This window comes from Bradyrhizobium sp. 157, from assembly GCF_023073815.1.
Lineage (GTDB): Bacteria > Pseudomonadota > Alphaproteobacteria > Rhizobiales > Xanthobacteraceae > Bradyrhizobium.
In genome coordinates this window covers 1-25,861 of record NZ_JADPKF010000099.1, presented here as the reverse complement: position 1 = coordinate 25,861, position 25,861 = coordinate 1, and the positions used below count along the sequence as shown (strand labels likewise).

Genomic DNA, 25,861 nt, shown 5'->3' with positions numbered 1-25,861 from the left:
CATATTCATCCCCAGCCGATCGCGCTTCAGCAACAGCTATTTGATAAGCCGCAACACCAAAACGTAGGTAAGGCTACATGTTAATGCTGGACCGTTATCTGTCAAGATGCTGCGAATGACTCGCAAATGCCAGACGCTCCGCCTGTTGCAGATCGGCGACAAGCCGCCAACTTGCAATGTGGTCGGCAGCACGCCATGGTCGCGCCTCGTCTGGATGGATTCGCCTGGAAGGTGCAGTGGTGCGCAAGCCCTCGACAAATCGGGCCAAGCCGATGCAGCCGCTGCCCGCGGAACAAACGCAGGCGCGCCGCTTCGGAAAGGCACGATCGGCGCGATCGACCGCGGTTCTGGAAGACTATGTCGAACTGATCTCTGATCTGCTCGGAACGACCGGCGAGGCGCGCCCGACCGACATCGCGCGCAGGCTGGGCGTGTCGCATCCGACAGCGATCGACACCATTGCGCGGTTGAAGCGCGAAGACCTGGTTACGGCCCGCCCCTATCGCGGGGTGTTCCTGACCGAAAAGGGTGAGACCCTCGCCAAGCGCGTCCGCGCCCGTCACCGTCTGGTGGTCGACGTCTTGCTGGCGCTGGGCGTCCCGCAGGAAGCGGCGGAGGCTGATGCCGAGGGCATCGAACATCATGTTTCCGATGTGACGCTGAAGGCCTTCGCCGAATTTCTTCGCAATGCCAAGGATCGACGCAAGGCATGACGCGATAGAATCGAGACCGGCGCTAGCCTGCCCTAGTCGATTTACGCTCGCCGGTCACGGCATTTTCGGCGGCTCTACTCATCAGCGACGCATAGTCATGGCCGAACAGGATTTCGCAGAAGCGGATCGCCGCCTTGGCCTGCATTTGCCGGTAGGCGCGCGCCCTGGTGTCGGCGCCGCGCAGCGCCTGCACCAGGCTCTCGGTGGAATGCTCGACGTAATGCTGCAGGTCGGAATAGGTCCGCAGGGTGACTTCGTTGATGGCGAGTTCGCTGGCATAGGTGCGGCACACCGCCACGAAATCGATCAGGGCGGCGATCTCTTCGACCTCCGCGGCGTCGATCTTCGGCGCCGAAGCGATATCCTTGTCGGCACGCTGACGCAGAATGCGGCGGACCCGACCGGGCACGCTCTCGATCTCCGACTGCAGCGAATTGGAAATATCGGCCCGGATCGACGTAAGCTGGCGGCCCCACGCGGAATCGTTGCGCAGATCGAGCTCAGTGCGCAACCCGCGCACGCCATCGTGCAGGATTTTCAGTTGGTCGCCGACATTATCGAAATGGCCGCGCCTGATGTCCGTGCGCAGGCAGGCCGTAAGAAACGAGAGATCGTGCAGCGCGATCGTGACGGCGATGCCGTAGGGCGTGGCCGCCACGCGAATCTCGTCGTCGGAGGCCGCCATCTTGACCGCGAGACGGATGATCTGCCACGGCGCCGCCAATCGCTGCATGATCAGCGCCAGCGCGAACGGCAGCAATTGCGGCGTCTGCAACGAGGGCACGTTGAGCGCCGACGTCACGGTGTCGAGCTGGGAGGGCGTCAGCGCCCGAATCTGGCCGGGAAGCCGGCTGCCGAGCGTCTCCATCGCCTCACGGGCCCGCAGCACCGCGCCGATCGACAATAAATCCTCGACGACATTCGGCGAGCCAATGCGCGAGAGCGCACGATGCCTGTCCTCGCCCTGCACCGGAGTGGCGCTCTTGACGATCGCCTCGGCTGCGGCGAGTTGGAATTTGCGGGTCGCGGCTTCGAGACCTGCGGTGGAGCCGCTCAGCCTGATCTCATTGAGTGTCGTTTCGAATGCGCGCACGGCTTCGGGCGCGCCGTCGCGGCCCAGCCATTGCCAGACCGGCAGCAGCGACGCGCGTCGGATCTGCCCGGCGCGCACCGGAAAATTGCCCTCAATGAGAAACGGCTCGAGCGGACCGTACAACAGCCGCGCCGGATCGTCCGTTCGCGGACGCGCCTCGTCGTCTTCTTCGGTCCCGCGCACGACCTTGCGCAACTGCTCGAGCACGAAATTGGCGACGGCGAGGTCTTCCCCGCGCTCGATGGCGCGCTCGAACTCCCGCATCAGCAGCGCCTGCGATTGGGGCGGGAGCTGGGCGAGATAGTCCCTCAGCCGCTCTGTCGATGTCTGGCTCATTCGCCTGGTGTGGATATGTTTGTGTCACGCGGACGGCAAAGCGCGTCCACCGCCGATTTTAGAAGTGCGCGCGTTAAGAAGCCGTTTAGGAATAACGAAATCGCCCCGGGGCAGTGCCGGATAGCACCGCTTCAATCCCAGGTAATTCAGCCCGATAAGGCGTTCATATCCCCGGCAACACCAGCTCTGCCCGCAGCCCGCCGATCGGGGCATCGCCCAGGACGAGGCTACCGCCATAGAGGGCGGCGAGATCGACCACGATCGAAAGCCCGAGCCCGGAGCCCGGCTTGGATTCGTCAAGGCGCTGGCCGCGCCGGGACACCTGCGCGCGCTCGGCAGCGGACAATCCGCGGCCATCGTCATCGACGATGATCCGCAACCGCGGCCCGGTGCCTGATACCGCCGACGATTCCGCCCGCACCTCGATGAATACCTGCGAGGCCGCCCATTTGCAGGCATTGTCGACCAGATTGCCGGCCATCTCCTCAAGATCTTGGCGCTCGCCGCGGAACTTTGCCCGCGGGTCCGCCTTGACCACGATCGAGACGCCGCGATCCCGGTGGATCTTTTCCATGGTCCGCCGCAGCGCCTCGATGGCGGGCGCAACCTCGGTGACGGTGCCGACGATGGTGACGCGCGCGGCGATACGAGCGCGTTCGAGGTGATGCGCTACCTGATCCCGCATCACAAAAGCCTGCTCCAAAACCTTGCTCGCAAAGGGATCCACCGTGTGGGCGGAGGCCTCGTTGACGATCACGGACAGCGGCGTCTTGATGGCATGGGCAAGGTTGCCGACATGGGTGCGGGCGCGCTCGACGATCTCGCGATTGGCGTCGATCAGGGCGTTGGTCTCGCGCGCCAGCGGCGCGATCTCGACCGGAAATTGGCCCTCAAGCCGTTCGGCGCGTCCGGAGCGGATATCGGCGATCGATTCTGAAATGCGCTTGAGCGGAGCCAGCCCGAAGCGGACCTGGAAGATCGTGGTCAGGAGCAGCACGATCCCGAGCGCTGCGAAAGTGCCGCCGAGGTAGTAATCAAAGGCGCGGATTTCGTCGAAAATCTCGGATGCGTCGCCGGCCACGCTGACCAGAAACTTGCCGTCGGCGCCGAGGTCGACCGGCCGCTCGACCACCCTCAGATCCTGGCCCTCCGGACCGTCGACGTAGCCGAGACGGATTCCGGCCGGGGTCAACTCCGCGCCGATATCCTCGAGTTTCGGCAGCTTCTTGTCCCACAGCGAACGTGAGGCCTTTGTTTCGGCCTTCTCGTCGGTCCGGACGATCTGCCAATACCAGCCGGACAAGGGCAGTTCGAACAGCGGTTCGCCGAGCGACTGGAACTGGTGCTCAGGCGGCTCGTCCGGCGTTGCGACTTCGGCGATCAGGGTGCGGAGGTAGAGGTTGAGACGGCGGTCGAAGGCGCGCTCGGTCGCGTTCCGGTAGACCGATGACAGGATCACGCCGGTGATGACCAGGATCACGACCACCCACGCGGTCGCCGACAGGAACAACCGCGTGGCGAGCGAACTTCCGCGCATCAGAACAAGATCCCGAAAAGCGTATCCCCAGGCTCCAATCCTGCGGATGGAGACCGGCCTTCGGATAAGATCATGCTCGAATAAAAGAGCAAGGCTCATCAGGCGCCCGGTGACGGCGGCGTCAAGAGATAGCCGAGCCCACGCACAGTCTGGATGATATCGACATCGAGTTTCTTGCGGATGCGGCCGACGAACACCTCGATGGTATTGGAGTCGCGGTCGAAGTCCTGGTCGTAGAGATGCTCGACCAGTTCAGTGCGCGACACCACGCGCCCGGTGTGATGCATCAGATAGGCCAGCAGCCGGTATTCGTGCGAGGTCATCTTGACCGGATTGCCTGAGACGCTGACCCGCCCGGTGCGGGTATCCAGCGAGACCGGGCCGCAGGTCAGTTCCGACTGGGCATGCCCGGTGGAGCGGCGCAGCAGCGCGCGAATGCGCGCCAGCACTTCTTCGAGGTGAAACGGCTTTGCGACATAGTCGTCTGCGCCGGCATCAAAACCCTGCACTTTGTCGCTCCAGCGGTCGCGCGCGGTGAGGATCAGGACCGGCATGGCGCGGCCGTTGCGGCGCCACGCCTCCAGGACCGAGATGCCGTCCATCTTCGGCAGCCCGATGTCGAGCACGACGGCGTCATAGGGCTCGCTGTCGCCCAGATAGTGCCCCTCCTCGCCGTCGAACGCGCGATCGACCACATAACCGGCATCCGTCAGGGCGGTCGTAAGCTGACGGTTGAGATCCGGATCGTCCTCAACAACGAGCAGGCGCAAGCTGGCCTCCAATGGTGAGCCCTACAATATCAGTTCTCATGATGAGGCTCAGCGGGGTGAACGGGCCATGAACGAGGCACACCAGGCAGTGTGACTTTTTCGTCATGACGCTTTCCGCGGGCCGGGCGCGCCCGCAAACCGCAGGCCCAACGCCTAACATGCCCGATCGGATGCCCCAAGGGGGGCCTGCAGGTCCTTACGGCAACGGCTCCCGACGGGCGCGGCCCACTTCCCAGCCGCGCGGATAAACACCGCGCAGCCTCGGTCAGTCCCTTACGTGCGGAAGAATACGAACCAGACGATACCAAGGATCAGAATTGCGAGCCCAGTCGATACCGTCAGGAGTGCAAGCACGGACGGACCGGGTTCAGCTTGGCGCGCCTCGGTCGGGGTTTCGACGATCTGGCCATGTCGTTTCGTTGCCATGGGGACCTCTTCGAGTAAGTGCCTGTAATGTCAGCGAATGCTCCGACACCGCCTGTGAAAGCAACGCATGATCGAAAGTGATGTTCCGGGCGTTTGGGCCATGTCGCGCGGCCGCCGTGTTCAAAAGGTCGCAGGCCCGCCGCAGAAGGCGCCCGCTCGACGGTTAACGCCGTTCCGAGATTCCGTATCCCGGCATGTTTGAGACAGGGACATCCGATGGTATTCTTGCCGGCCGTCTGTTGCGTTTTCGGAGTATCCCCATGGCCCCCCGCGCCAATTGGAAGGGTTTTCTGCGCCTGTCGCTCGTGACCTGTCCTGTCGCCCTCTATCCGGCGACCTCGGACACCGAGAAGGTCTCGTTCAACCAGATCAACCGCAAGACCGGCCACCGCATCAAATACGCCAAGGTCGACGCCGAGACCGGCGAGGAAGTCGCCAACGAAGACATTATGAAGGGCTACAAGATCGACACTGATACCTACATCGAAGTGTCGAAGGACGAGCTTGACGACATCGCGCTGGAATCGACCCGCACCATTGAGATCGACGAATTCGTTCCGAAATCCGATATCGACGGCCGCTATCTGATCCGTCCCTATTATCTGGTGCCGGACGGCAAGGTCGGCCACGATGCGTTTGCGGTGATCCGCGAAACCATCCGCAGCATGGACAAGGTCGCGATCGGCCGCGTGGTGCTGACCAACCGCGAACACATCATCGCGCTGGAGCCGCTTGACAAGGGATTGATGGGAACGCTGCTGCGCTACCCTTACGAGGTCCGTAGCGAGAAGGACTATTTCGAAGACATCCAGGACGTGAAGATCACCAAGGATATGCTTGATCTGGCAAAGCATATTGTCGAGCAGAAGTCCGCCTCATTCGAGCCCGAACAGTTCGAGGACCGCTACGAGCAGGCGCTGATCGACCTGATCAACCAGAAGCGCAACGGCCTGACAACAAAGACCAAGGCGGCGCCGAAAACCACCGGCAACGTCATCAACCTGATGGACGCGCTCAAGCGCAGCCTCGCCAGCGAAAAGGAAGCCGCCCCTGCCAGGGCGCAGGAGAAGGCCCAAGAGAAATCCAGAGGCAAGAAGCCGCGCAAGGCTGCTGCTGGCCAGCGCGAAATGCTGTTGCCAATCAGCGGCAACGGCAAGCGCGCCGCCAAGGAAGCGCCGAAGGAAGCTCCGAAAAAGGCGGAGAAGCCGGTGCGCACCGCCGCCCGCACCAAGAAGGCCGGATGATCGGGCAAGGAGCGCGATAGCATCCAGCCGCGATGCCGTGGTCGACGCCGTTCGACGATCCGATAACGCTTCGCGGCGGAGGTAGGCTCGTGACGCTGCAGCAGGCCGCCGACCATGTCATGGCATTGCCGGAAGATGTGCAGCACGAGGCGCACTGGCAGATCGCGGTCGAGAATCTGATCAACGCGGCGGAGACCGGCGGCGGCTGGCTGATGTTCGCGCGGATCGCGATGATGCGGGCTCTCAATGCGGACGGGAAAGGCAAATAGCGCCGGTTTCAATCCCCGCCGCCATCACCGTCCCCACTGCCAAAGTTCAACCCGCCATCGCAATTGCCAGACGACCGGTCGTTGACCATCCAATCGATCAGCAGGGCTGCGATCAATATGACGGAGAACACGCGCCATGGATTTTGCTGGACGTAAGTCAGGATTGGCGGCCCCCAGTCACCAACAGCGGCCCAAACAACAGCTCCAGCATGATGTCTGTGCGGCCTTGCCGCTATTTGAGCGAGGTGCTGACGTCGGTGAATTTGGTGCTGAGCATGCTGCCGACGCCGTTGACGGCGGTAACGATCACGATGCTGATGCCGGCCGCAATCAGGCAATATTCGATGGCGGTAGCACCGCATTCATCGTCGACAAATCGTTCCAGTAATCGACGCATGGACAAACTCCTGTCGACGCTCCCCCGAAATTCTCCCGCGCCATACTGCTTAAACTCTAGGTCGGAACGGTTGAAGAGGCCTTGCCGAACAGAATGAACGATTGATTAAGGCTGACGAGGAATCCCGCCCCGGAATCCTACGGTACGGAAAATTTACCATCGATTGTGTGCCGACCGGCCACCCTCGCCCTGATCGGCGTCTTGCGGAGTGAGCGCACATGATTGCGCAGAAGCGCGAAGCAGGAAGGAATTACATCGGTCTCTTGCACGACGAGACCGAGGAGCAGCGCGTCGCCGACATCTCGGCGGCCGCGAACTACCCTATCTTGGAGCAGATACTCGACCTGATTGCGGCGATGTTCAGCCGCCGCAGCGAAGCGAGGTGGTTACCCCACCCGCCGCGGCGTTGAACAAGGGACCGGGCAATAGCCCGGTCCGAGGATGTTCTCAGAAGTTACGCTGCGCGCGGAACTGGAGCAGGACAGTATCCTGATCCTTGAACTCGTAAAGCGCGTTCGGCTTCGGAGCGGTTGCCGTGAACACCGACGAGCCCGACATCTTCTGGTCGAGATGGAACCATTGGACTTCGCCCGAGAATGTCAGGTTCTTGACCGGGGTCCAGCGGGTCACGACACCGAGCTGCGAGACGTTGAAGTCGGGGTTGCAGCTGTAGGTGCCAGCCGCGGAGGCAACACCGGTCTGACCCGGATGGCTGGCCGCAAAGGCGTTGCAATAAGCGCCCTTGGCCGTCGTGGTCCCCGCACCCACCAGGTTGTCGTCGGCTCCGCCGTCATACCTGACGGCAGAATAGCTGCCGAACAGGCTGGTCGACCAGTACGGATTCCAGTTGTGATTGAATGCTCCGCGGACGCCCCAGGCCGTCGTCAAAGCGATACCGCCGGTGCCGGCCGCGCCCGGAAAGTAGACGCCATCGGTGGTCGCGCCGAAGCCAACGCTCTGATAGCCGAAGCCGCTGTCGCCGAACATCGCGAAGTTGGGCGAGGCGCCGCTGGTGGCGATAACGTACTTGGTGGCGCCCTTGGCGTAGGATGCGTCGATCTTGATGTCGTCGCCCGCACCGGTCGGAATGTTCTTGATCTGCAACGCCGCCATCACCGCGCCGCCCCACTTGCTCTCGGGGTGGCCGCTGATTTCGGAGAGCCCCGTCGGGACGGCACCCGCGCCAAGCGTGTTGTACGACCCGCTCACTTCATGCGCGGCAGCCGAAAGCTGGAACAGACCCCAGGCCTGATCCACCCGGATTCTGCCGACGATGTCGGGCGCGTGCACGCCGGCATAGGCGTTCGATCCGGTTCCGTTGGCACCGATCGCCGAAGGGATGCTCAGGTTGTAGACAGCGGTGCGATCCCACACGGTCGGATCGTCGAGACCGATCGAGGCCGACACGCCGTTTCCGAACTCGGCAGTATACTGAATGTTGTTGACACCGGTGTCGGTATTTTGGCCGCCGAGCAAGTTGGAGTTGATATTGCCCGGGAAACCCTGCCACGGCGTGGCATAGGCCGAGGCGGACTTACCGAAGGTGAAACCGGCGAACTGAATGAAGACATATTCGACCGCGACATAGCCGCCGCCGGCGGTCGACAGCGAATTTGCACTGAATGGCAGAGTCGGATTGACGCTGCCGCCGCCGACATTGTTGAACTGGAAGTCACCCTGACCGAAGGTGCGGACCACACCGTACTCGGTCGCGGTACGGGTATCGATCGTCAGCGCCATACGGGATCGGGCCACAAAGGAATCGCGATAGCGGTTTTGCTGGCCGAGGTCGCCGTTCCAGGCCGGGGTGCCGTGCGCCCCGCCGTTGAAAGTGACGTCCGCACGCAGATAACCGCCGATCTTGATGCAGGTGTCGGTGCCCGGGATGTAGAAGAAGCCCGCGCCGTAAAGCGAGCAGATCCTGACATACTCGACCGCCTTGGCCTTGACCGGAAGGTCAGCCGCCTGTGCCCCACCCAAGGCGATCAGCCCTGCCGCCGAGCTGAGAATTAAAGTCCGCGCCGTTTTCATTATTACAGTCTCCTGTTCGCGATGCCCCGCGACTTCTGCAAGTTGTGTCCCGCGATGCCCCGCGTTTCATGCAAATGCATGCGCACACACCTAGTGCAAAAATCTCCAGTGAGAATGACAAGACCGTGAAGCCGCTTCGGTTGGCCGGCGGCTGTGATTTTTGCGCAACGCAGCAGCGTCGAAGCCGAGTCAAAACGATCCACTTTCGCTCAAGCTCGGGCGCTCACAGCAAGAATATTCTCCCCGCTTGCCTCATCTTTTGGCTTGAGCGGAAAAACGCATATCAGCACTTCCCAACGTACGCGCCATCCGCGCTTTACCGAGCCGGAAAATCCTGTCCAACTGTCGCAAATCGGCTGGACCAAACCGGCCTGTATCGAGGGGAGAAGACGGTCATGAAGCTCGGCGCCGCCATTGCGGAAATCATGAAGCGGGAGGGAATCGAAATCCTCTGCGGCTATCCGGTCAACCATCTCATCGAATATGCCGCCAATGCCGATATCCGCCCGGTGATGGTGCGGCAGGAACGCATCGGCGTGCATATGGCGGACGCCATTTCGCGCGTCACCTCGGGCCGTTCGATCGGCGCGTTCTGCATGCAGCACGGGCCCGGCGCCGAGAACGCGATGGGCGGCGTGGCGCAATGTTACGGCGAATCCGTCCCCGTGCTGGTGCTGCCGATGGGCTACGCGCGACGACTCGCCAATATCGATCCGAACTTCAATTCCAGCCAGGCAATGAAGGCGTTCTCGAAATCGTCCGAGCCGATCAACATCGCGGCGGAAGTCTGCAACGTTTTCCGCAGAGCCTTTACCAAATTGAAGAACGGCCGCGGCGGACCGGTGATCGTCGAAATCCCCGCCGATATGTGGAACGAGGAAGTGCCGGAACCTTTGAACTACACACCGGTGCTGCGCACCCGCTACGGTGCGGATCCCGTGCATGTAAAGGAAGCCGCGGCCCTCCTCGTCGCAGCGAAGCGTCCGGTAATCTATGCCGGCCAGGGCGTGCATTACGCAAAGGCCTGGCCGCAGCTCAGACGGCTGGCCGAGCGCCTCGCCATTCCCGTCACGACCAGCCTTGGCGGCAAGTCCTCGTTTCCGGAGACGCATCCGCTATCGCTGGGTTCGGGCGGTCTTGCCGTGCCGCGCGCGGTGCCGAAATTTTTGGGCGACGCCGACGTGATCTTCGGGATCGGCTGCTCGTTCACCGAGACCTCGTTCGGCATCGCCATGCCGAAGGGCAAGACCATCATTCATTCGACGCTCGACCCGAACCATCTCAACAAGGATGTCGAAGCCAAGGTCGGTCTGGTCGGCGATGCCGCCCTGGTTCTCGATGCCTTGCTGGACGAGATCGGCAAGAGCGTCACCGCGGATCGCGACGCGACGTCGGTCGCCGCCGAGATCGCCGCCTCGCACAAGGAATGGCTGGCGAAATGGATGCCGAAGCTGACGCATAACGACGCGCCGCTGAACCCCTATCGCGTATTGTGGGACCTGCAGCACACCGTCGACATCAACAACACCATCATCACTCACGACGCCGGCAGCCCGCGCGACCAGCTCTCGCCGTTCTGGAAATCGGTCGAGCCTTTGTCCTATATCGGCTGGGGCAAGACCACACAGCTCGGCTACGGCCTTGGCCTTGCGATGGGCGCCAAGCTGGCAAAACCTGACAAGCTCTGCATTAATGTCTGGGGCGATGCCGCGATCGGCTTCACCGGCATGGATTTCGAGACCGCAGTGCGCGAACGCATCCCGATCATGTCGATCCTGCTGAACAATTTTTCCATGGCGATCGAACTGAAGGTGATGCCGATCTCGACCGAGAAATACCGTTCCACCGACATTTCCGGCGACTACGCTGCCATGGCGCGCGCCTTCGGCGGCTATGGCGAGCGGGTGACGAAACCGGAAGACATCATCCCCGCCATCAAGCGCGGTATCCAGAAGACGCATGAAGGCGTCCCGGTGCTGTTGGAATTCATCACCAGCAAGGAGACCGAGGTTTCAAGGCCGGGGACCTGAGGGATCCCCCCCTTATTCTGCCATCTCCGCCGGTGTCGAGGGGCCGGCCAGCGGCCGCTCCTCCATCGCGATGATGCAAAGTGCGGCGCAGGCCAAGAGCGCGGCGGCGGCGCCGAACACATAGCGGAATGCGGTGATCATGTCGGCGACGGGGATCGCGTTCGCTGGGCCGCGATGTTCGCCGAGCGATATGCCCGCCCCCAGCGCCATCAACAGGATCGCACTGAATGCCGCGACCGTGAACGACGACATCAGCGCGCGGAAGAAATTCATCGCGCCCGTGACGGTGCCGATCTGCGGGCGCGCCACCGAGTTCTGCAGCGAGACCACGCTGACCGGGAACGTCGTGCCGAGCCCGAGCGCGAACAGCGACAGGACGATCAGTAAGCCCCACAGCGGCAGCACTGTCACGGTCAGCACCACACCGAAGATCGCCGCCGCCGAAGTGCCTACGATGGCCACGCGCTTGTAATGCTTGGCGCGCGCCATTGTCCGTCCGGCGATCGCGGCACCACAGGTGGAGATCGCGGCGAGCGGAATCAGCGCCAGCCCCGCTTCGCTCGCGGTCAGATGATAGACGACCTCGTAATACAGCGGCAGATGCACGGTCAGCCCGGTGATCGCGCCAAGCGCGCAGGCACCCGCCACCATGGCGTATGGCACCACTGTCCCACCAAGGAGCGGCAGCGGCAGGAACGGCTCCTCGGCATTGCGCGCGTGCCAGACAAAGGCGAGCGCCAGCGCCACCGAGGCGCCGATCATCGCCATGATCGCGGGCGACAGCCAGGCGTAACGGTTGCCGCCCCAGGTGAGCACCAGCATGACCACGACGGCAGACGCCATCAGCAGCACGCCGCCGAGCCAGTCGACCTTGCGGCGGCGGTGGAACACCGGGATCTTGCCCATCTTCGGCAGCAGCAGAAACAGCGCGCCGACCGCAAGCGGCACGTTGATCCAGAAGATCATCGACCAGTGCAGATGCTCGGCGAACACGCCGCCGAGCACAGGGCCCATCAGCCCAGCCGCCATCCAGACGCCGCTGAAATAGGCCTGATACTTGCCGCGCTCGCGTGGGCTGACCAGGTCGGAGATCACGGTCTGCACGACCGGCATGATGCCGCCGCCGCCAAGTCCCTGCAGGCCGCGCGCAACGATCAATACCGGCATGTTGGGCGCGACCGCGCAAAGAATCGAGCCGACCGTGAACAGGGCAAGCGAAACCGTGATCATGACGCGGCGGCCGTAGATGTCACTCAGCGTGCCGAACACGGGTGCGACCGCGGTCGAAGCCAGAAGATAGGCGGTGATGACCCAGGACAGGTTGCTGACGTCGTTGAACTGGCGGCCGATGGTCGGCAACGCCGTCGCCACGATGGTCTGGTCGAGCGCCGCCAGGAACATCGTCAGCAGCAGGCTCATCAGGATGGTGCGGACCTCGTCCGGGGTCAGCGGCGCGGGCGGCGCAATCGGCGGCGCATCGCTGATCTCGATGACCTCTGTCGTGATGCGCGAGAGTTCGCCGCCGATATCGTCAGGCAATGTCGTCTGGTCGGCAGGCTCACGGCCGTGCCGCTGGTGCTGGTTCATGTCGAACGCAATATTGTTCTGCGCGGCCAACGCCGCCGAGATGGAATCGCCATATGCGAGGCACCATAGAGCGCCGTTTCCCTTCGCGGCAGCACCCTCCACGCATAGGAGCATCCCGCAAGCAGGTCGTCGCGTTTCCGTGATCGGAAAAGGGCTTGCGTTCAGACCTTCGGCCGCTTCTTGAGCCTCGCCCGCTTCGGCAACATGGCCGGCCATTGCACGATGTGGTCCTCTAGCTCTTCATCGGGGATCTCGTCCTCGGTGCCCTGGACCCGCCCGCGCACCGAAACGCCGGCCTCATGCACGGTGTTGGGATCGCCCGAGATCAGCGGATGCCACCAATAGAGATCGCGTCCCTCGGCGACCAGCTTGTAGCCGCAGCTCGGCGGCAGCCAGGTCAGGCTGCGGACATTCTCGGGTGTCAGGCGGACGCAATCCGGAACCTTGTCGGAACGGTTCTGGTAGTCCTTGCAGGTGCACAGGCCGGAATCGAGCAGCTTGCAGGAAACATGGGTAAAGTAGATTTTCCCGGTATCCTCGTCTTCGAGCTTTTCCAGGCAGCAGCGCGCGCAACCGTCGCACAGGCTTTCCCATTCGGCGCTGGACATCTCCTCCAACGTCTTGGTTTTCCAGAAGAAACCCTCCTGGCCGGAAGGCGATTTGCGCGGCGCGGTCATGCAATCAGTCGTTTTCTCGGGTCGGTCGGTTGCGGCCCTTCTAGGAGGTCCGCCGACGGGGGCGCAAGCGGGGCTCACTACGGAGCCAAAAGCCTACAGCAGCGTTAGGGCTGACCATCAAAATGGTGAGCGAGAGCATTGGTTTATAGCCCCCGCTCGGATAGAACAATGGCGAGTCCCCGAGGCCGTAAAAGCGCCTTGGGTTTGCCGCAACGTCCAAGCAAGACGTCCCGACCGGCCCCGCCGGGCGCGACTAGAACAGATCAAGGGCTCCGGTGCGCCAGATCGTACCTCCAGACTTGAAGCAGAAGATCCGGAACTTCTTTCTGGATCTCGACGCGCGTATCGACTCGACGCTGTTCTCGTCGGGCAAGGGCCTGCGCGAGCTGTACGAGCGCTACTCCACCTTCATGGACCGCTTCTATGTCGGCCGCTGGAAGCGCTGGGTCTTCATCGAACCGTTTTCGGAAGCCGCCACCATCGGCCTTGCCGGGCTGATCGTGATGTTGGCGCTGGCGGTCCCTGCGTTTCGCGAAACCGCCGATGACGACTGGCTGAAGAAATCCGATCTCGCGGTGCAGTTCCTCGACCGCTACGGCAACCCGATCGGCAATCGCGGCATCAAGCACAACGACTCGATCCCGCTGGAAGATTTTCCCGACAATCTGATCAAGGCGACGCTCGCGACCGAAGACCGCCGCTTCTATGACCATTTCGGCATCGACATCCCCGGTACCACGCGCGCGCTCGTGACCAACGCGCAGGCCGGCGGCGTGCGCCAGGGCGGTTCTTCGATCACGCAGCAATTGGCGAAGAACCTGTTCCTCAACAACGAGCGCACCATCGAGCGCAAGGTGAAGGAGGCTTTCCTTGCGATTTGGCTCGAGACACGGCTGACCAAGAACGAAATCCTGAAGCTATATCTGGACCGCGCCTATATGGGCGGCGGCACGTTCGGCGTCGACGGCGCGGCGCATTTCTATTTCAACAAGTCGGCGCGTGACGTCACTCTGGCGGAATCAGCGATGCTGGCCGGGCTGTTCAAGGCGCCGACCAAATATGCCCCGCACATCAACCTGCCCGCCGCCCGCGCCCGCGCCAACATCGTGCTCGACAACCTCGTCGATGCCGGCTTCATGACCGAAGGCCAGGTGTTCGGCGCCCGGCGCAACCCGGCCTTCGCCGTCGACCGCCGCGACGAAAACTCGCCGAACTACTATCTCGACTACGCCTTTGAGGAAATGCGCAGGCTGGTCGATACCTTCCCGAAATCCTATACCGAGCGCGTGTTCGTGGTCCGCACCGCGATCGACATGAATGTGCAGCGCGCCGCCGAGGAAACGGTTGAAAACCAGCTCCGCCAGTTCGGCCGTGACTACCACGCGACGCAGGCATCCGTCGTGGTTGCCGATCTCGACGGCGGCGTCCGCGCCATGGTCGGCGGTCGCGACTACGGTTCGAGCCAGTTCAACCGCGCGACAGATGCCTATCGGCAGCCGGGCTCATCATTCAAGCCCTATGTCTATGCCACGGCGCTTTTGAACGGCTACAAGCCCTCTTCGATCGTTGTCGACGGCCCGGTCTGCATCGGCAACTGGTGCCCGCAGAACTATGGCCACTCCTATTCCGGCTCGGTGACGCTGACCCAGGCCATCACCCGTTCGATCAATGTCGTGCCGGTGAAGCTCTCGATTGCGCTCGGCGGCAAGGTGGCGAACCCGGCCAAGGCCGGGCGCGCTAAGATTACCGAGGTGGCGCGCCGGTTTGGCCTCACCGCCCCCCTGCCGGATACGCCGTCGATGCCGATCGGCTCCGATGAGGTCACCGTGCTCGAACACGCGGTCGCCTATGCGACCTTCCCCAACAAGGGCAAGGCCGTGAAACCTCATGCGGTGCTGGAAGTGCGCACCGGCGCCGGCGACCTGGTCTGGCGCTTCGACCGCGACGGCAAGAAGCCGGTGCAAGCCATTCCCGCCTCCGTCGCCGCCGACATGTCGGAAATGATGAGCCATGTCGTCAGCGAAGGCACCGCCCGCCGCGCCGCGATCGACGGCATTCCGACTGCGGGCAAGACCGGCACCACCAATGCTTACCGCGACGCCTGGTTCGTCGGTTTCACCGGCAACTTCACCTGCGCGGTCTGGTACGGCAATGACGACTATTCGCCGACCAACCGCATGACCGGCGGTTCGCTGCCCGCGCAGACCTGGCGCGAAGTCATGGTGGTCGCGCACCAGGGCGTCGAGGTGAAGGAAGTCCCCGGCATCGGCATGGGCACGAAGCTGCCGCAGCCCGCGCTTTCCGCCAGCGCCGCAGCCAACGGCGCGGCACGGGTGCCGGAGACCAAGCCGGGGCCGCCGCCGGTATTGACCAAGCGCGGCGCGGATATTCTGGTGCGCGTCGAGAAACTGCTCGACGAGGCCGGCAAGGCCGCGGGCAAGACTTCGTCCAACGACCAGAAGCAGCCCTCCAAGCCGGTCACATCAGGCGCGCTGGCATTTCCGGAGAACTATGTCGCAGCCGCCGGCGAGCAGGCTGCGCCAGCGGAGCGGAAGAACTAAATAACATGATCCGGCAGAATCTTAACCGGCTCTCCTCGGAACAGACGCGAAGCGCCTGCGTCGGCATGCTCAAGCTAGAAAAAGCGCTTCAGGTTTCGGATGAAGCCGGTTCAAGCGGAATTTGATGCCGTGAGAGTTCGGAGCACTGCCCTGTGCGACTGATCTTCATCACCTTGCTGGCATTGGCGCTTGCCACGGCCGTGGGTCTTGGCTCGACCTACCTGACGGCGACGCGCGGCACCGATCTCGGCACGCTCACCATCGGCGCCTGGACCGCGCGGCCCAAGGCCGGCACTTCCGAAATCGATCCCTATTCGCGTGCCTCGATCGCCCGCAGCGGTGAACTGCCTGTTGGCACCGGCGACGGCATCGCCTTTACCGCCACCACCGACGACAAGGGGAAGCCGCTCGACGGGCGCTGCGACGTCATCGTCAGCGGGGTGACGCCGGCGGCCCGGTTCTGGACGCTGACGCTGTTCGACCGCAAGGGGCATCTAGTCGCCAATTCGCTGCAACGCTACGGCTTCACCAGCCAGGAAATCGTCCGCGGCTCCGACGGCGGATTCGAGATCCGGGTGGCGGCGCGCTCGCGGGCCGGCAACTGGCTCCCGACCGGCGGCATCGAGCGCTATGCGCTGATGCTGCGGCTTTACGATACGCCGGTCGGCGTTGCGACGCGCACGCAGCGCGACGCGCCGATGCCCGCCATCTCCACGGTGAACTGCCCATGATCCGGCTGCTGTTCACCATCATCGCAGGCGTGCTGCTCGGCGGCGTGGTGCATCTCGTCAGCGTGCTGGCACTGCCGCGCATCGCGACGCAAGACGCCTATTCGCGGCTGACGCCGATGACCAAAGAGAACGCTGTCACGGCGCTGCCGCTCGCCGAACCGAACAACGCGCCGATGCCGTTCATGGACCCCGCCTTTGCGGTCGCGATCTGCCGCTACGACCTCACGGACGGCCCCCTGAAACTCACGGTGCCGGTCAGCCAGGCTTACACATCGGTGTCGTTCTATACGCGCAACGAGGTCGCCTATTACGCCATCAACGACCGCTCGGCCGGCCGGAAAGTGATCGAACTCGACCTGATGACGGAAGCGCAGCATTCCGAATTGCCGGAGGATGAGGAAGTCACCGCCGCCGACCGGCTGATCATCGACTCTCCCACCACGACAGGCCTGATCGTGCTGAAGGCGTTGGCGCCGGAGCCCGGGCTGATGCCGCAAGCGCAAGCCGCGCTCGCAGCGTCGAGTTGCAAGGTGGAGACCGAGCCGCCGCCGGCCAAGCAACCCGAACCACCCGCGCCGGCCCCCGCCCCCGCGCCGCGGTCCAAGCGCTGATCACGGCCTCGATCGGGATGGGTTGGAGTCGAAATCGATTCGCCATTAGCGCGAAGCTAACGATCTCGTGTCCCGGACGCAGTGCGGATACTCTTCGGCGGTACACCGCAGGGCCCAGACTAAGAATCGCGAAAACAACCCCATGCAAAGTAGAGAGCGAAAGCCCATTCGCCATGTTTCGAAGCGTGACGGACCTCTAAAGCGGACGTTGAATTGTGCGCTTAACCCTGTCGCCTTCTCAGCATCACTTCAGTTCTTCACGACGACAACCAGCGGCTTGTCCCTGGCGGCTCTGCTGTGCACGACCAATGCCTTGACGCTTGCGCTGGTACTTTCATTGCGGGCGAGATGGACGAGATCAGCCGCGATGATTCCTGCTTCTCCGGCGTTCAGCCGAGTCACGGCCGCTCCTTCGATTTCCACGACAAGGCTTCCTTCGAACACGTGAAGTAATTCCTGCGCACCGGGATGCTTGTGCCATGGAGCGGCCGTGCCGGGTGCGAAGTCGACGACACTGACAATCGTCTCCTGGACGGTTTCGCCCTGACTTTCTAGATCTTTTCGGAGTATCTGGGTGAGCTTTGGCGCTGTCTGCGTCTGAGCCCGGGCGATCGTTGGCACATATGGCAGCGCTGCTGCCGCTCCAGCGAGGTAAAGCAATTCACGGCGGATCATTTTCATCTTCTGCCTCTCGGGTTTCTCGGCGGTTGCGGTCCCTCGTCTCGCATTTGCGCTAGGAATACCGAATGAACCCCATGCTCGGGCGGAAATTCCGGGAACAGATTCCCCCAGGCAGGCTCTGGACGATGTGCATGATCTGGCATTCCCGATAGAGGCTGCGGTCACCCTCGTGAAAGGGTGGACGCGCAAGTCGCTTCATGCGGAGCCGAAACTCACCAGTTCGACACTAAAGGCCAGGCTCCGAGCATGATCACCGCGATAGCCGCGAGGGCTTCCAGTGCCGATGCGGCACGGATACGGATCGTCTCCGTGCGCACAACGAGGGGCAGAAGCCATGTCTGCGCGAACACCGCCGCCAGTGGAAGAGTGCAATCGTGAGGGTCATGCCGGCCGCGAAAGCAGCTGACAACAGCAAGCCCCATTGGACCGAGACGAACGGAAACAGCAGGGTTACCGCCACGTAGAACGAGCCAAGCGTGGGCACCAGAATGCCGTCCAGCGGCGAGAGGCTGTTTGCCAAGACCGGCGATTGCAGCGCCGCCGTGCTTGCTTCGCCGCAAAGCGAAACAGCCTGAAAAAAGCTGTAGCCAACCAGCGGGCACAGCAGCAGCAATATCGTCCACAGCGCCCGACCATTGGTAATTTCCCGCAGCTCCTTCGGCCACAGCGGCGCGGCGCGCCAACCATATGTCTTAGGTGAGTGCAAGAACAATGTCCTCCAGCGAACCGGCAGGCAGCGAGGCTTGTGTGCGCAATTCGTCCAGTGTGCCGGATCCGCGAACTCGGCCGTCGGCGAGCAGAATCAGCCGGTCACAGACCCGCTCTGCATCGACCAGCTGATGAACGGCGAGAATGAATGTTCGGCCGTGAGCGGCATGGTTGCGGAGCACGTCGGCGATCTCGCGCGTTTGCCGCAGATCGAAGCCGTCGAATGGCTCATCCATCAGCAACACAGGATGCGGCGCCAGCAGAGCCAGCGCCAGCAACAGTCGACGGTTGTACCCTTTCGACAGCGCATGCACGCGCTTGTGGAGAACGGGCCTTAGCCCCACTGACGTGACCGTGTCTGCGGTTTCTGCCTTCGATTGCCGGTAGACACCGGCAAAAACGAGACGACCTGGAAAGTCGCCTCATCGCGATAGGGACGCACGCCATCCGGCAGATAAAAGAGTGCGTTGCGGCGTTCCGATGCAGGCAGCGGCTCGCCATGCCATAAAACGTCTCCTGCTTCAGCGGAAAGGAGGCCGACGAGCGTTTCCAGCAGCGTGGTCTTGCCGGCACCATTCGGTCCGATAATGCCGACGACCTCGCCCGCGCCCGCAGAAAAAGATACGCCATCAATGGCACGCTCCTCGCCGTACCATTTCCTCAGATCGATGACGCGCAATGGCAGTGACAGAGTTCTCGCCCGATGGCAATCCTGCGGAGAGCGTTGGAGCGGCGCCTAGCGCTGCTCCTTGACTTTGCCGCTGCTATCGACGACGAGGGACACATCCTTGCCGTCTTTCGTCGCCTTGACGGAAGTGCCTTCGGCGGTGGATTTGATGTCGCGGATTTGCGAATAGCCTGCCGATTGCAGCTTGGCCACAAGCTCCTCTTGGGTAAGGGCATGAGCGGGCGAGAAGGCGCCAACCATCATAAGACAGCAAAGGACGGCTTGAGAGAAGGCTCGTGCTGACATGATCTCTACTCCTTCTTGATTGCGAACAGGAGAACTCCGTGACGGGGCCCGCGGCCAGCATGCCTGTATCTCATGCAAGAACTGGCAATGCAGGCGCTTAGTTCAATGCGACCGCAGCCTTGTCGAGCGCCGCGCGCAGGCCCTTCGCCAGCTTCAAGGCATCGTCGTTGGCCCAGAAATGGCAGAAGAACAGCCGCGGCTGCTCGTCCAGCATGTGGCTGTGCAGCGCGGTTACCTCGATCCCGTTGCTTCGCAAGGCCCTGATGACGGGATTGACCTCGTTGGCCGTCAGAACGAAGTCGCCGGTAATCGCCGCTTTGCCGCCGCCTGTGGGCTGGAAGCCGATGGCCTCGGCGACTCCCATTGGGCCGACCGGCGTGAGCTGCATGCCGCCTTCGCTGATCGGATCGCGGCGCGGCACGGCGAACTGGTAGACGCCGCCATTGTTCTGGCCCTTGACGCCGATGATCTGGTCGAGTTGCGCCGTGTCGAGATCGATCGGCGGCGGCGCGCCGGCCGCAGGCGCGGTAAGCGGCGTCTTGCTGGCTGAAAGCGCATCGCGAATGACCGCCGCAATTTTGACGGGGTCACCATGACCGCCGACATGCATGTAGAAGGTCGCGGGACTGGCGCGCAGCACATGATTGTGCACGGCGGTGATCTCAAGCCCGCCTTCAATCAGTTTGAGCATCACCGGATTGATCTCGGTCTCCAGCAGCACGAGATCGCCCATTGCCATAACTCCGCCATGGGCCGGCTTGAACGCGACCCAGCCGCCCAGCGCGAGCGCCGGTTTGATCGCAACGCCGTCGAGCGTGACGGAGAGGTCGGTGCGTGGGAATCCGTAGCGGTGCACGTCGCCAGTCACCGCCGCCTTTCTGCCCATGACATCATCGACCTTCTGCCAGTCGATGTCCTGCGACCTTGCCGCCGCACTGAGTGAGACCGCGACGAGCAATGCGGCGAGATATTTGAGGATGCGCATCTATCTGTCCTCCAGGATGAGATTGCCGACAGGCTGTGCAGCATCGGGCATGAGCAGGCTACCGCTCGTCTGCATCAAGCTCAGCGCCAGAGAGAACCCTTCGCGAACGCTTTCGGCGTTGCCGCAATAGACGACGGTCGAATCGACAGTGACGGGCTGGTGGCCGGGTTGACTGGACGGCAGCACGGAAATGTTCGCAAGTTCCGTATCGGAGCTCGCCGTCGCAACCGATGTGCGTGGCCTTCGTTCGTCCATACGCAACCTCCTCGACAAAGCGAGTGCTGCGCAGAGCTTGGACGATCACCGTCTGATGGGGAGTCTGCATGTCCCCGCGGCTCTTCTACCGCGGAGCGCATCGCACGTGCAAGGAATCGGCTGCGGCGAAAATCACAAGCCCGTGCGCATTTTTTGCCAGCGACGACTGGAACTTTTCGGACTACGTCGTGAGGGCCGCCCGCCCTTTCTTCTGGAGCTGGCGCAGATCGCTTGCGGCTTCTGCGAGCAACCAGTCGCGAAAGGTCACGATTTTTGGCAGCGCCGCGGTCGCCTTCGGGCAGATGATCCAGTACGTCCGGGACAGTGGCAGCGATTGCGGAAATGGCCGTACCAGCCGACCATTAATGAGATCCCATGCCGCCAGTGTCGTGCGCGCGAGCGCGATGCCCTGCCCATTGATGGCGGCGTCGATCACCATGCTGGCGCGGTTCAACACCGGGCCGTGCGTAACGTCGGCATCGTCGATGCCTGCCTCCTGCAGCCAGTTTTTCCAGTCGGCCCGACTGTCCATGTGGATCAGCGGAAACTTGAGGATGTCGGCGGGCTTGCTCAGACGACGGCGCCCGGACAGCAGCTTTGGACTGCATACGGCGAATAGTTTTTCCGGACTCAACCTGACCGTATCGAGGCCGGGCCAATTGCCGTCGCCATGTCGAACCGCCAGGTCGACTTCCTCGCGCGCGAAGTCGACGTGATGCAGCGTCGCAGACACCCGCAGATCGATGCCGGAATGCGCCTCGGCAAAGTGACCGAGTCGATGCACCAGCCATTTGGCGGCAAAATCCGGCGACGTGCTTACTGTGAGAACGCCGGCGTTCTGCCGCTCGAGCAGCCGTTCTGTACCGATGGCGATGCGATCCAGCGCGTCGCGCACGACGGTGAGGTAGTCGCGGCCTGCCTCGGTGATAATGAGGCGCTGACGCTCCCGGTTGAATAACTTGACGGCAAGCTCGGCTTCGAGCGCCTTGACCTGGTGACTGACCGCACCTTGCGTCACGCAAAGCTCTTCCGCGGCGCGCGTAAAACTCTCATGCCGGGCCGCGGCTTCGAAGCTTTTCAGGGCGTTCAATGGTGGAAGGCGCGGGCGCATTGTACCGACTTCATGAGGAAAACTAGGGCAGGCACGAGAAAGGATGCTTTGCGGGAAAAACCCCGCCGACACTATTAGAGCGGCTCCAACGCAGCATTTCACGAGACTTGGAGCTTGTCGATGTCAACTTTCATGACCGATCGCCACGCATTCCCGGCGCTCCAGGCGGGTGATCCACCTGCCCGAAGTCATCAATCAAATTCCGGACTGGCAACAGCCATTCATCGATGGCTTGACTGGGCCGAACGACGCCGGCAGCGCCTCGCGCTGCGGGAGCTTGCCGATGACAAGCACTTTCTCGACGACCTCGGCCTGACGCGCGAGCAGGCGCTGGACGAAGCCGCCAAGCCATTCTGGCGCTGACTAACAATTCACAGGAGAAACGAGATGTCCGATCCGATCGTCTACGGTTTTCCGCGCAGCACGTTCGTAAACATCGTCCGCCTGATCCTGACGCACAAGGACGTGGCCTACAGTTTTCACGACCTCGAGCCTGTGATGGGCAAGCCTGACCATCTGGCGCTGCACCCGTTCAACCGCGTTCCGATCCTCAGGCACGGCGATCTCACCGTCTATGAGACGAGCGCGATCGCCACCTATGTGGATGAAGCCTTCGACGGTGCGCGCCTGACGCCAACGGATGCCCGCGCGCGGGCGCGCATGAACCAGTGGATCAGCGCGGTCAATTCCTATTTCTACCCCTACATGATCTACCATGTGACCCATGAGCGCCTGGTTTTTCCCGAGCTCGGCATTGCATCCGACGAGAAGGTCGTCACGCATGCGCTGCCCAAGGTCGAAAACGCGCTTGCGGTCGCCGAGCGCCAGCTTGGGCACGGCGAAAACTTCCTGCTCGGCTCGGAACTCACCATCGCGGACTTCTATCTGCTGCCGGCCACCTTTGCGTTCAGCCTGACCGCCGAGGGGCAGTCGATGTATCCGAAGTTCCCGGCATTCTGCCGCTGGCGGGAACGGATGGACAATCTGCCGGCGACGCAAAAGGTGCGCGCCGCCGTCACGCGCCTGCCGATCGAACACGCCCGTGAATGGGCGAATTCGCACCGCCCGAAATACTGAGCGAGCCGACAACGAGACACCTTGCGGTCGAGGATTGTCGTCGCTAGGTTTCAGAATACGGGGAAAACACAGGCTCCCCGCCAGACGGCCCGCCGTCCAAGCCCTGTGCAACGCTCCGCATTTTGGAGGTGATTGCACGTGGACGGACACTCGCCAGCCATTGGACAAACGTTGCGCGGTGACATGAGGTTATCGTGTCGCTGAAGCCCGTGAGAGTGATCGAAATACCGGGCGCGACCGGCAGCGCGTTCGATCACGGCGTCTTCGATGCCAAGAGCCGCCGCGTCTTCATTGCGCACACCGCGCGCAGCACAATCGAAGTGATCGATCACGACGCTGGGCGTCACATCGCGACGCTGCCGGGATTTCCCGGCGCGGCCGGCGCCGTTGCCGACGATGGAGAAGTCCTCGTCACCAATCGCGGCTCGGCGTCGCTTGCCTGGCTGGACGCCTCGACGCTGCAAACCAAAGCCGTGATCGAGACCGGCGCGAGACCGAACGGCGCGGCGATCGTCAAACGGCTGTCGCTTGGCATCGTTGCCTGTATCGGGGATGAGCGCGACCCGCCGACCCTGCAAGCGTTCCACCTGCATGACGGCAGCCGGAAAACACTGAACTTGCCGGGCCGCCCGCGCTGGTGTGTCACCGATGCTGCGGCCGAACGGCTGTTCCTCTGCATCCGCGAACCCTCGATGATTCTCGTCGCGAGCCTGCCCGATCTGAGCCCGATCGCCCAATGGCGGCTGCCTTCGGGCGGCGCGCATGGTTTGGACATCGACTATGCCGCCGGCCGCCTTTACGCGGCCTGCGACGACGGCGCGCTGGTCGAAGTCGATAGCCGCTCGGGTGACATCACCAACGTCTGGCCGATCGCCGGCCCGCCCGATGTCACGTTCTTCAACCCGGCAACCGGTGTGGTTCACGTCGCGATCGGGGAGCCCGGGCTTGTCGAAACCGTCGATCCTCGCACCGGTCACGGCATGCAGACCGCTACCGGCGCCGACGCTCATACGACTGTGCTGGTGCCACCGGACCAGTTGTACGTGATCTCGCCCACGCATGGCGGAATTCTTGTCCTTTCGGACGCCTGATGTCCGTGCGGACACAAAGACTGCAAAGGAGACTCAGCATGAAATGGATCACCCGCGAAAAGGTCAAGGTAGATCGGGTCGCCTGCCCGTGGCTCATCAAGAAGTTCGTCGATAAGGACGCCGAGTTCGTGTTTGTGCCTGCGGAGAAGGTGATGACGGAGACTAAGCGCCTCGATGCCATTCCCTACGACGTCAAAGACGTCGAGCTTGGCCATCACGGCAAGGAATGCTCGTTCGAAGCAATCCTGAAGAAGTACAAACTCACCGGCGACCCCGCTCTGGTGCTGCTGGGGCGGATCGTTAACGGCGCCGACACCGACAACACGTTGTACCATCAGCCGGAAGGACCGGGCCTGGAAGCTGTCGCCGAAGGCTTCCGGCATCTCGGCTTCAAGGATGACCACGCACAAAATGCGGCGGAGTGGATCGTCTACGACGCGCTCTATGCGTATTGCCAGGAGATGATAAGGCGCGGCAAGCCGCACGGCGACTTCATGAGTTGATGCTCGTTTACTATCGCTTGAGCACCAAGGGTGGGTATGATACAGAAATCACTCGGGCCATTGACAACCGCCCGATGAGCTCCCGCAGCCAAGCGTTGTTTCGCTCCATTACGGAGGTGAAACATGTCTTGCGGCAGCACGACCTGTAATTCAACTAACACTCTCGGCGTAGCTTCACCCGTTTTTCCGGATCTTGGATGGTCCTGGAAAATCCTGCTTGCGTGGCTGGCCCGAGTAGCACTGTGGTGGGAACGACGGTGGCAGTACAGGGAACTTCTCGAACTTGATGACCGGCTGCTAGCCGACATCGGCATGTCCAAGACGGTCGTCGAAGAAATACGCAAGTTTTCTTTGTATGAGCGTGCGTGGCGCGACAGCAAATGACAATCCAATGTTCTCCATGGATCCGCGGATATCGGGCTGGTCCCATCAGACCAGCTCTCCTCGCGTTTCTCGCCGCTTGTTTCCTCGCGGACGTGGGACTGTTCGCGTTCGCACAAACAGGAGCCGTCATGATCGCTATCGATCGCTTGACGCTGGGGTCACGGCCTGCAGGATTCACCTTCGCGCAGACCGGACGGGGAGCCGAAGGCGAATGGACCGTTACCGCCGATCCGACCGCGGCCGCAGGGCGGGCGATCGAGCAGACTAGCACCGATCGCACGGACTACCGCTTCCCGCTCGCGATTCACGAGAGCTTTTCCGCCGCCAATGTGGCGGTCGAACTCCGCTTCAAGGCGGTCGCCGGCAGGATCGATCAGGCCGGGGGCATCGTGGTGCGGCTCCAGGACGCCGACAACTACTATGTCGTCCGCGCCAACGCATTGGAAGACAATGTCCGCTTCTATCGCGTCGTCCAAGGCAGGCGCGAGCAATTGAAGGGCGCCGATTTGCGGATCACGGCGAACGAATGGCACAGTCTCGGTCTGCGCGCCGAGGGCGACCGGTTCTCTATATCCTATGACGGCAAGGCGCTGTTCAGCGTAACTGATCGCACTTTTGCTGAAGCAGGCGGGGTTGCGCTCTGGACCAAGGCCGACAGCGTGACCCGTTTCGACCGGATCGCGATCACTCCGCTGCCGTAGCCTTGGGCGTAAGTTCGAACGTCCGCTTTGGGCCATTTTCGGAAGTCGACGCCCGCATCGACGAGGGCTGCTTTGCCCCTATAAACAGACTTCGTCAGTCCGGCCTGTCAGGTCCGAAAAGTGCCAACTCCTGACAGCCGCTCTCGACGTAGAGAAGGTCACTACCCGACCCCATTGCGGACAACGGTGGGGCGTTCCATCGTAAACGGATGCCAAGAAGCGAGCTGAGTTCAACCACCGGCTGGCCAAAGGAGGAGTCCAACAATGAGCGACCTGTTCATAGAATCATGGGGGGCGGGCGTGCCCGTGGTGTTAGTGCACGGCTCCCTGGCAACAGGATCCGACGAGTGGCAGGCTCAGCGACCGCTGGCCGACGGCG

30 protein-coding genes are annotated in these 25,861 nt (G+C 62.5%); 14 read left to right on the top strand and 16 right to left on the bottom strand.

Annotated elements, in window-relative coordinates; translation table 11 throughout:
* The first annotated feature begins 239 nt into the window (after nt 1-239).
* Nucleotides 240-713 (top strand): manganese-binding transcriptional regulator MntR, encoded by a 474-nt coding sequence (gene mntR / locus IVA95_RS30805; protein WP_346658083.1) that lies wholly within the window; start codon nt 240-242, stop codon nt 711-713.
* A gap of 22 nt (nt 714-735) precedes the next feature.
* Here mntR and IVA95_RS30800 read toward each other — a convergent pair whose 3' ends face one another.
* The 4 genes from IVA95_RS30800 to IVA95_RS30785 all read right to left on the bottom strand — a co-directional run bounded on the left by IVA95_RS30800 (nt 736) and on the right by IVA95_RS30785 (nt 4,875).
* Complete coding sequence (locus IVA95_RS30800) at nt 736-2,142, bottom strand: hypothetical protein (RefSeq protein WP_247513915.1); 1,407 nt, start codon at nt 2,140-2,142, stop codon at nt 736-738.
* Between the two features lie 163 nt (nt 2,143-2,305).
* Nucleotides 2,306-3,679, bottom strand: a complete 1,374-nt coding sequence (locus IVA95_RS30795; protein WP_247513914.1) for a sensor histidine kinase — start codon at nt 3,677-3,679, stop codon at nt 2,306-2,308.
* 98 nt (nt 3,680-3,777) lie between these two features.
* Nucleotides 3,778-4,449 (bottom strand): response regulator transcription factor, encoded by a 672-nt coding sequence (locus IVA95_RS30790; RefSeq protein WP_028348898.1) that lies wholly within the window; start codon nt 4,447-4,449, stop codon nt 3,778-3,780.
* 273 nt (nt 4,450-4,722) lie between these two features.
* Nucleotides 4,723-4,875, bottom strand: a complete 153-nt coding sequence (locus IVA95_RS30785) for a hypothetical protein (protein ID WP_213251773.1) — start codon at nt 4,873-4,875, stop codon at nt 4,723-4,725.
* Between the two features lie 260 nt (nt 4,876-5,135).
* Here IVA95_RS30785 and IVA95_RS30780 point away from each other — a divergent pair, with 260 nt between their 5' ends.
* Both IVA95_RS30780 and IVA95_RS30775 read left to right on the top strand, forming a co-directional pair.
* Nucleotides 5,136-6,119: a Ku protein gene (locus IVA95_RS30780; RefSeq protein ID WP_247513913.1), complete on the top strand. Its 984-nt coding sequence runs from the start codon at nt 5,136-5,138 to the stop codon at nt 6,117-6,119.
* 32 nt (nt 6,120-6,151) lie between these two features.
* Nucleotides 6,152-6,388, top strand: a complete 237-nt coding sequence (locus tag IVA95_RS30775; protein WP_247513912.1) for a hypothetical protein — start codon at nt 6,152-6,154, stop codon at nt 6,386-6,388.
* A gap of 232 nt (nt 6,389-6,620) precedes the next feature.
* Here IVA95_RS30775 and IVA95_RS30770 read toward each other — a convergent pair whose 3' ends face one another.
* Nucleotides 6,621-6,785 carry a Flp family type IVb pilin gene (locus tag IVA95_RS30770; protein WP_247513911.1) on the bottom strand — a complete coding sequence of 55 codons (165 nt, stop codon included), beginning with the start codon at nt 6,783-6,785 and terminating at the stop codon, nt 6,621-6,623.
* A 218-nt stretch (nt 6,786-7,003) separates the two neighbouring features.
* Here IVA95_RS30770 and IVA95_RS30765 point away from each other — a divergent pair, with 218 nt between their 5' ends.
* On the top strand, nt 7,004-7,195 hold the full coding sequence (locus tag IVA95_RS30765) for a hypothetical protein (protein ID WP_247513910.1): 192 nt from the start codon (nt 7,004-7,006) through the stop codon (nt 7,193-7,195).
* A gap of 37 nt (nt 7,196-7,232) precedes the next feature.
* Here IVA95_RS30765 and IVA95_RS30760 read toward each other — a convergent pair whose 3' ends face one another.
* The gene (locus IVA95_RS30760; protein ID WP_247513909.1) at nt 7,233-8,816 is read right to left on the bottom strand and encodes a porin; all 1,584 of its coding nucleotides are present in this window, start codon (nt 8,814-8,816) and stop codon (nt 7,233-7,235) included.
* A gap of 395 nt (nt 8,817-9,211) precedes the next feature.
* On the opposite strand from IVA95_RS30760, the gene IVA95_RS30755 reads away from it, so the two are divergent.
* Entirely contained in the window at nt 9,212-10,846 is a 1,635-nt protein-coding gene (locus tag IVA95_RS30755; RefSeq protein WP_247513908.1) for a thiamine pyrophosphate-requiring protein, read from the top strand.
* A 12-nt stretch (nt 10,847-10,858) separates the two neighbouring features.
* On the opposite strand, the gene IVA95_RS30750 is transcribed toward IVA95_RS30755, so the two are convergent.
* Both IVA95_RS30750 and IVA95_RS30745 read right to left on the bottom strand, forming a co-directional pair.
* Nucleotides 10,859-12,433 carry an MDR family MFS transporter gene (locus tag IVA95_RS30750; RefSeq protein ID WP_247513972.1) on the bottom strand — a complete coding sequence of 525 codons (1,575 nt, stop codon included), beginning with the start codon at nt 12,431-12,433 and terminating at the stop codon, nt 10,859-10,861.
* Nucleotides 12,434-12,594: 161 nt separating this feature from the next.
* On the bottom strand, nt 12,595-13,110 hold the full coding sequence (locus tag IVA95_RS30745) for a YcgN family cysteine cluster protein (protein WP_213251766.1): 516 nt from the start codon (nt 13,108-13,110) through the stop codon (nt 12,595-12,597).
* Nucleotides 13,111-13,385: 275 nt separating this feature from the next.
* On the opposite strand from IVA95_RS30745, the gene IVA95_RS30740 reads away from it, so the two are divergent.
* The 3 genes from IVA95_RS30740 to IVA95_RS30730 all read left to right on the top strand — a co-directional run bounded on the left by IVA95_RS30740 (nt 13,386) and on the right by IVA95_RS30730 (nt 17,013).
* The gene (locus tag IVA95_RS30740; RefSeq protein WP_247513907.1) at nt 13,386-15,671 is read left to right on the top strand and encodes a PBP1A family penicillin-binding protein; all 2,286 of its coding nucleotides are present in this window, start codon (nt 13,386-13,388) and stop codon (nt 15,669-15,671) included.
* 152 nt (nt 15,672-15,823) lie between these two features.
* Complete coding sequence (locus tag IVA95_RS30735; RefSeq protein WP_247513906.1) at nt 15,824-16,402, top strand: DUF1214 domain-containing protein; 579 nt, start codon at nt 15,824-15,826, stop codon at nt 16,400-16,402.
* Entirely contained in the window at nt 16,399-17,013 is a 615-nt protein-coding gene (locus IVA95_RS30730) for a DUF1254 domain-containing protein (protein WP_247513905.1), read from the top strand. The genes IVA95_RS30735 and IVA95_RS30730 overlap by 4 nt, the downstream gene beginning before the upstream one ends.
* A gap of 249 nt (nt 17,014-17,262) precedes the next feature.
* Here the strand turns inward: IVA95_RS30730 and IVA95_RS30725 are convergent, their stop codons facing one another.
* The 8 genes from IVA95_RS30725 to IVA95_RS30695 all read right to left on the bottom strand — a co-directional run bounded on the left by IVA95_RS30725 (nt 17,263) and on the right by IVA95_RS30695 (nt 21,726).
* Nucleotides 17,263-17,694: a cupin domain-containing protein gene (locus IVA95_RS30725; RefSeq protein WP_247513904.1), complete on the bottom strand. Its 432-nt coding sequence runs from the start codon at nt 17,692-17,694 to the stop codon at nt 17,263-17,265.
* Nucleotides 17,695-17,944: 250 nt separating this feature from the next.
* Complete coding sequence (locus IVA95_RS30720; protein WP_247513903.1) at nt 17,945-18,406, bottom strand: hypothetical protein; 462 nt, start codon at nt 18,404-18,406, stop codon at nt 17,945-17,947.
* Nucleotides 18,387-18,746 (bottom strand): hypothetical protein, encoded by a 360-nt coding sequence (locus tag IVA95_RS38695; RefSeq protein WP_346658080.1) that lies wholly within the window; start codon nt 18,744-18,746, stop codon nt 18,387-18,389. Before IVA95_RS38695 ends, IVA95_RS30720 begins: the two co-directional genes overlap by 20 nt.
* Complete coding sequence (locus IVA95_RS38690) at nt 18,737-19,081, bottom strand: ATP-binding cassette domain-containing protein (protein ID WP_253075377.1); 345 nt, start codon at nt 19,079-19,081, stop codon at nt 18,737-18,739. Before IVA95_RS38690 ends, IVA95_RS38695 begins: the two co-directional genes overlap by 10 nt.
* Nucleotides 19,082-19,138: 57 nt before the next feature.
* Complete coding sequence (locus IVA95_RS30710) at nt 19,139-19,333, bottom strand: PepSY domain-containing protein (RefSeq protein WP_247513971.1); 195 nt, start codon at nt 19,331-19,333, stop codon at nt 19,139-19,141.
* A 139-nt stretch (nt 19,334-19,472) separates the two neighbouring features.
* Nucleotides 19,473-20,360, bottom strand: a complete 888-nt coding sequence (locus IVA95_RS30705) for a DUF1259 domain-containing protein (RefSeq protein ID WP_247513902.1) — start codon at nt 20,358-20,360, stop codon at nt 19,473-19,475.
* Nucleotides 20,361-20,615, bottom strand: coding sequence for a hypothetical protein (locus IVA95_RS30700; protein ID WP_247513901.1), 255 nt, complete (start codon nt 20,613-20,615; stop codon nt 20,361-20,363).
* Between the two features lie 181 nt (nt 20,616-20,796).
* On the bottom strand, nt 20,797-21,726 hold the full coding sequence (locus IVA95_RS30695) for a transcriptional regulator GcvA (protein WP_249810519.1): 930 nt from the start codon (nt 21,724-21,726) through the stop codon (nt 20,797-20,799).
* A gap of 120 nt (nt 21,727-21,846) precedes the next feature.
* Here IVA95_RS30695 and IVA95_RS30690 point away from each other — a divergent pair, with 120 nt between their 5' ends.
* From IVA95_RS30690 to IVA95_RS30665, 6 genes are all read left to right on the top strand, one after another.
* On the top strand, nt 21,847-22,089 hold the full coding sequence (locus tag IVA95_RS30690) for a hypothetical protein (protein WP_247513899.1): 243 nt from the start codon (nt 21,847-21,849) through the stop codon (nt 22,087-22,089).
* 24 nt (nt 22,090-22,113) lie between these two features.
* On the top strand, nt 22,114-22,803 hold the full coding sequence (locus tag IVA95_RS30685; protein ID WP_247513898.1) for a glutathione S-transferase family protein: 690 nt from the start codon (nt 22,114-22,116) through the stop codon (nt 22,801-22,803).
* A 194-nt stretch (nt 22,804-22,997) separates the two neighbouring features.
* The gene (locus IVA95_RS30680; RefSeq protein ID WP_247513897.1) at nt 22,998-23,894 is read left to right on the top strand and encodes a hypothetical protein; all 897 of its coding nucleotides are present in this window, start codon (nt 22,998-23,000) and stop codon (nt 23,892-23,894) included.
* Nucleotides 23,895-23,932: 38 nt separating this feature from the next.
* Complete coding sequence (locus IVA95_RS30675; RefSeq protein WP_247513896.1) at nt 23,933-24,397, top strand: chromate resistance protein ChrB domain-containing protein; 465 nt, start codon at nt 23,933-23,935, stop codon at nt 24,395-24,397.
* Between the two features lie 123 nt (nt 24,398-24,520).
* Nucleotides 24,521-24,781 (top strand): DUF1127 domain-containing protein, encoded by a 261-nt coding sequence (locus IVA95_RS30670; RefSeq protein WP_247513895.1) that lies wholly within the window; start codon nt 24,521-24,523, stop codon nt 24,779-24,781.
* A 128-nt stretch (nt 24,782-24,909) separates the two neighbouring features.
* The gene (locus IVA95_RS30665) at nt 24,910-25,482 is read left to right on the top strand and encodes a hypothetical protein (protein WP_247513894.1); all 573 of its coding nucleotides are present in this window, start codon (nt 24,910-24,912) and stop codon (nt 25,480-25,482) included.
* Nucleotides 25,483-25,861 lie beyond the last annotated feature (379 nt).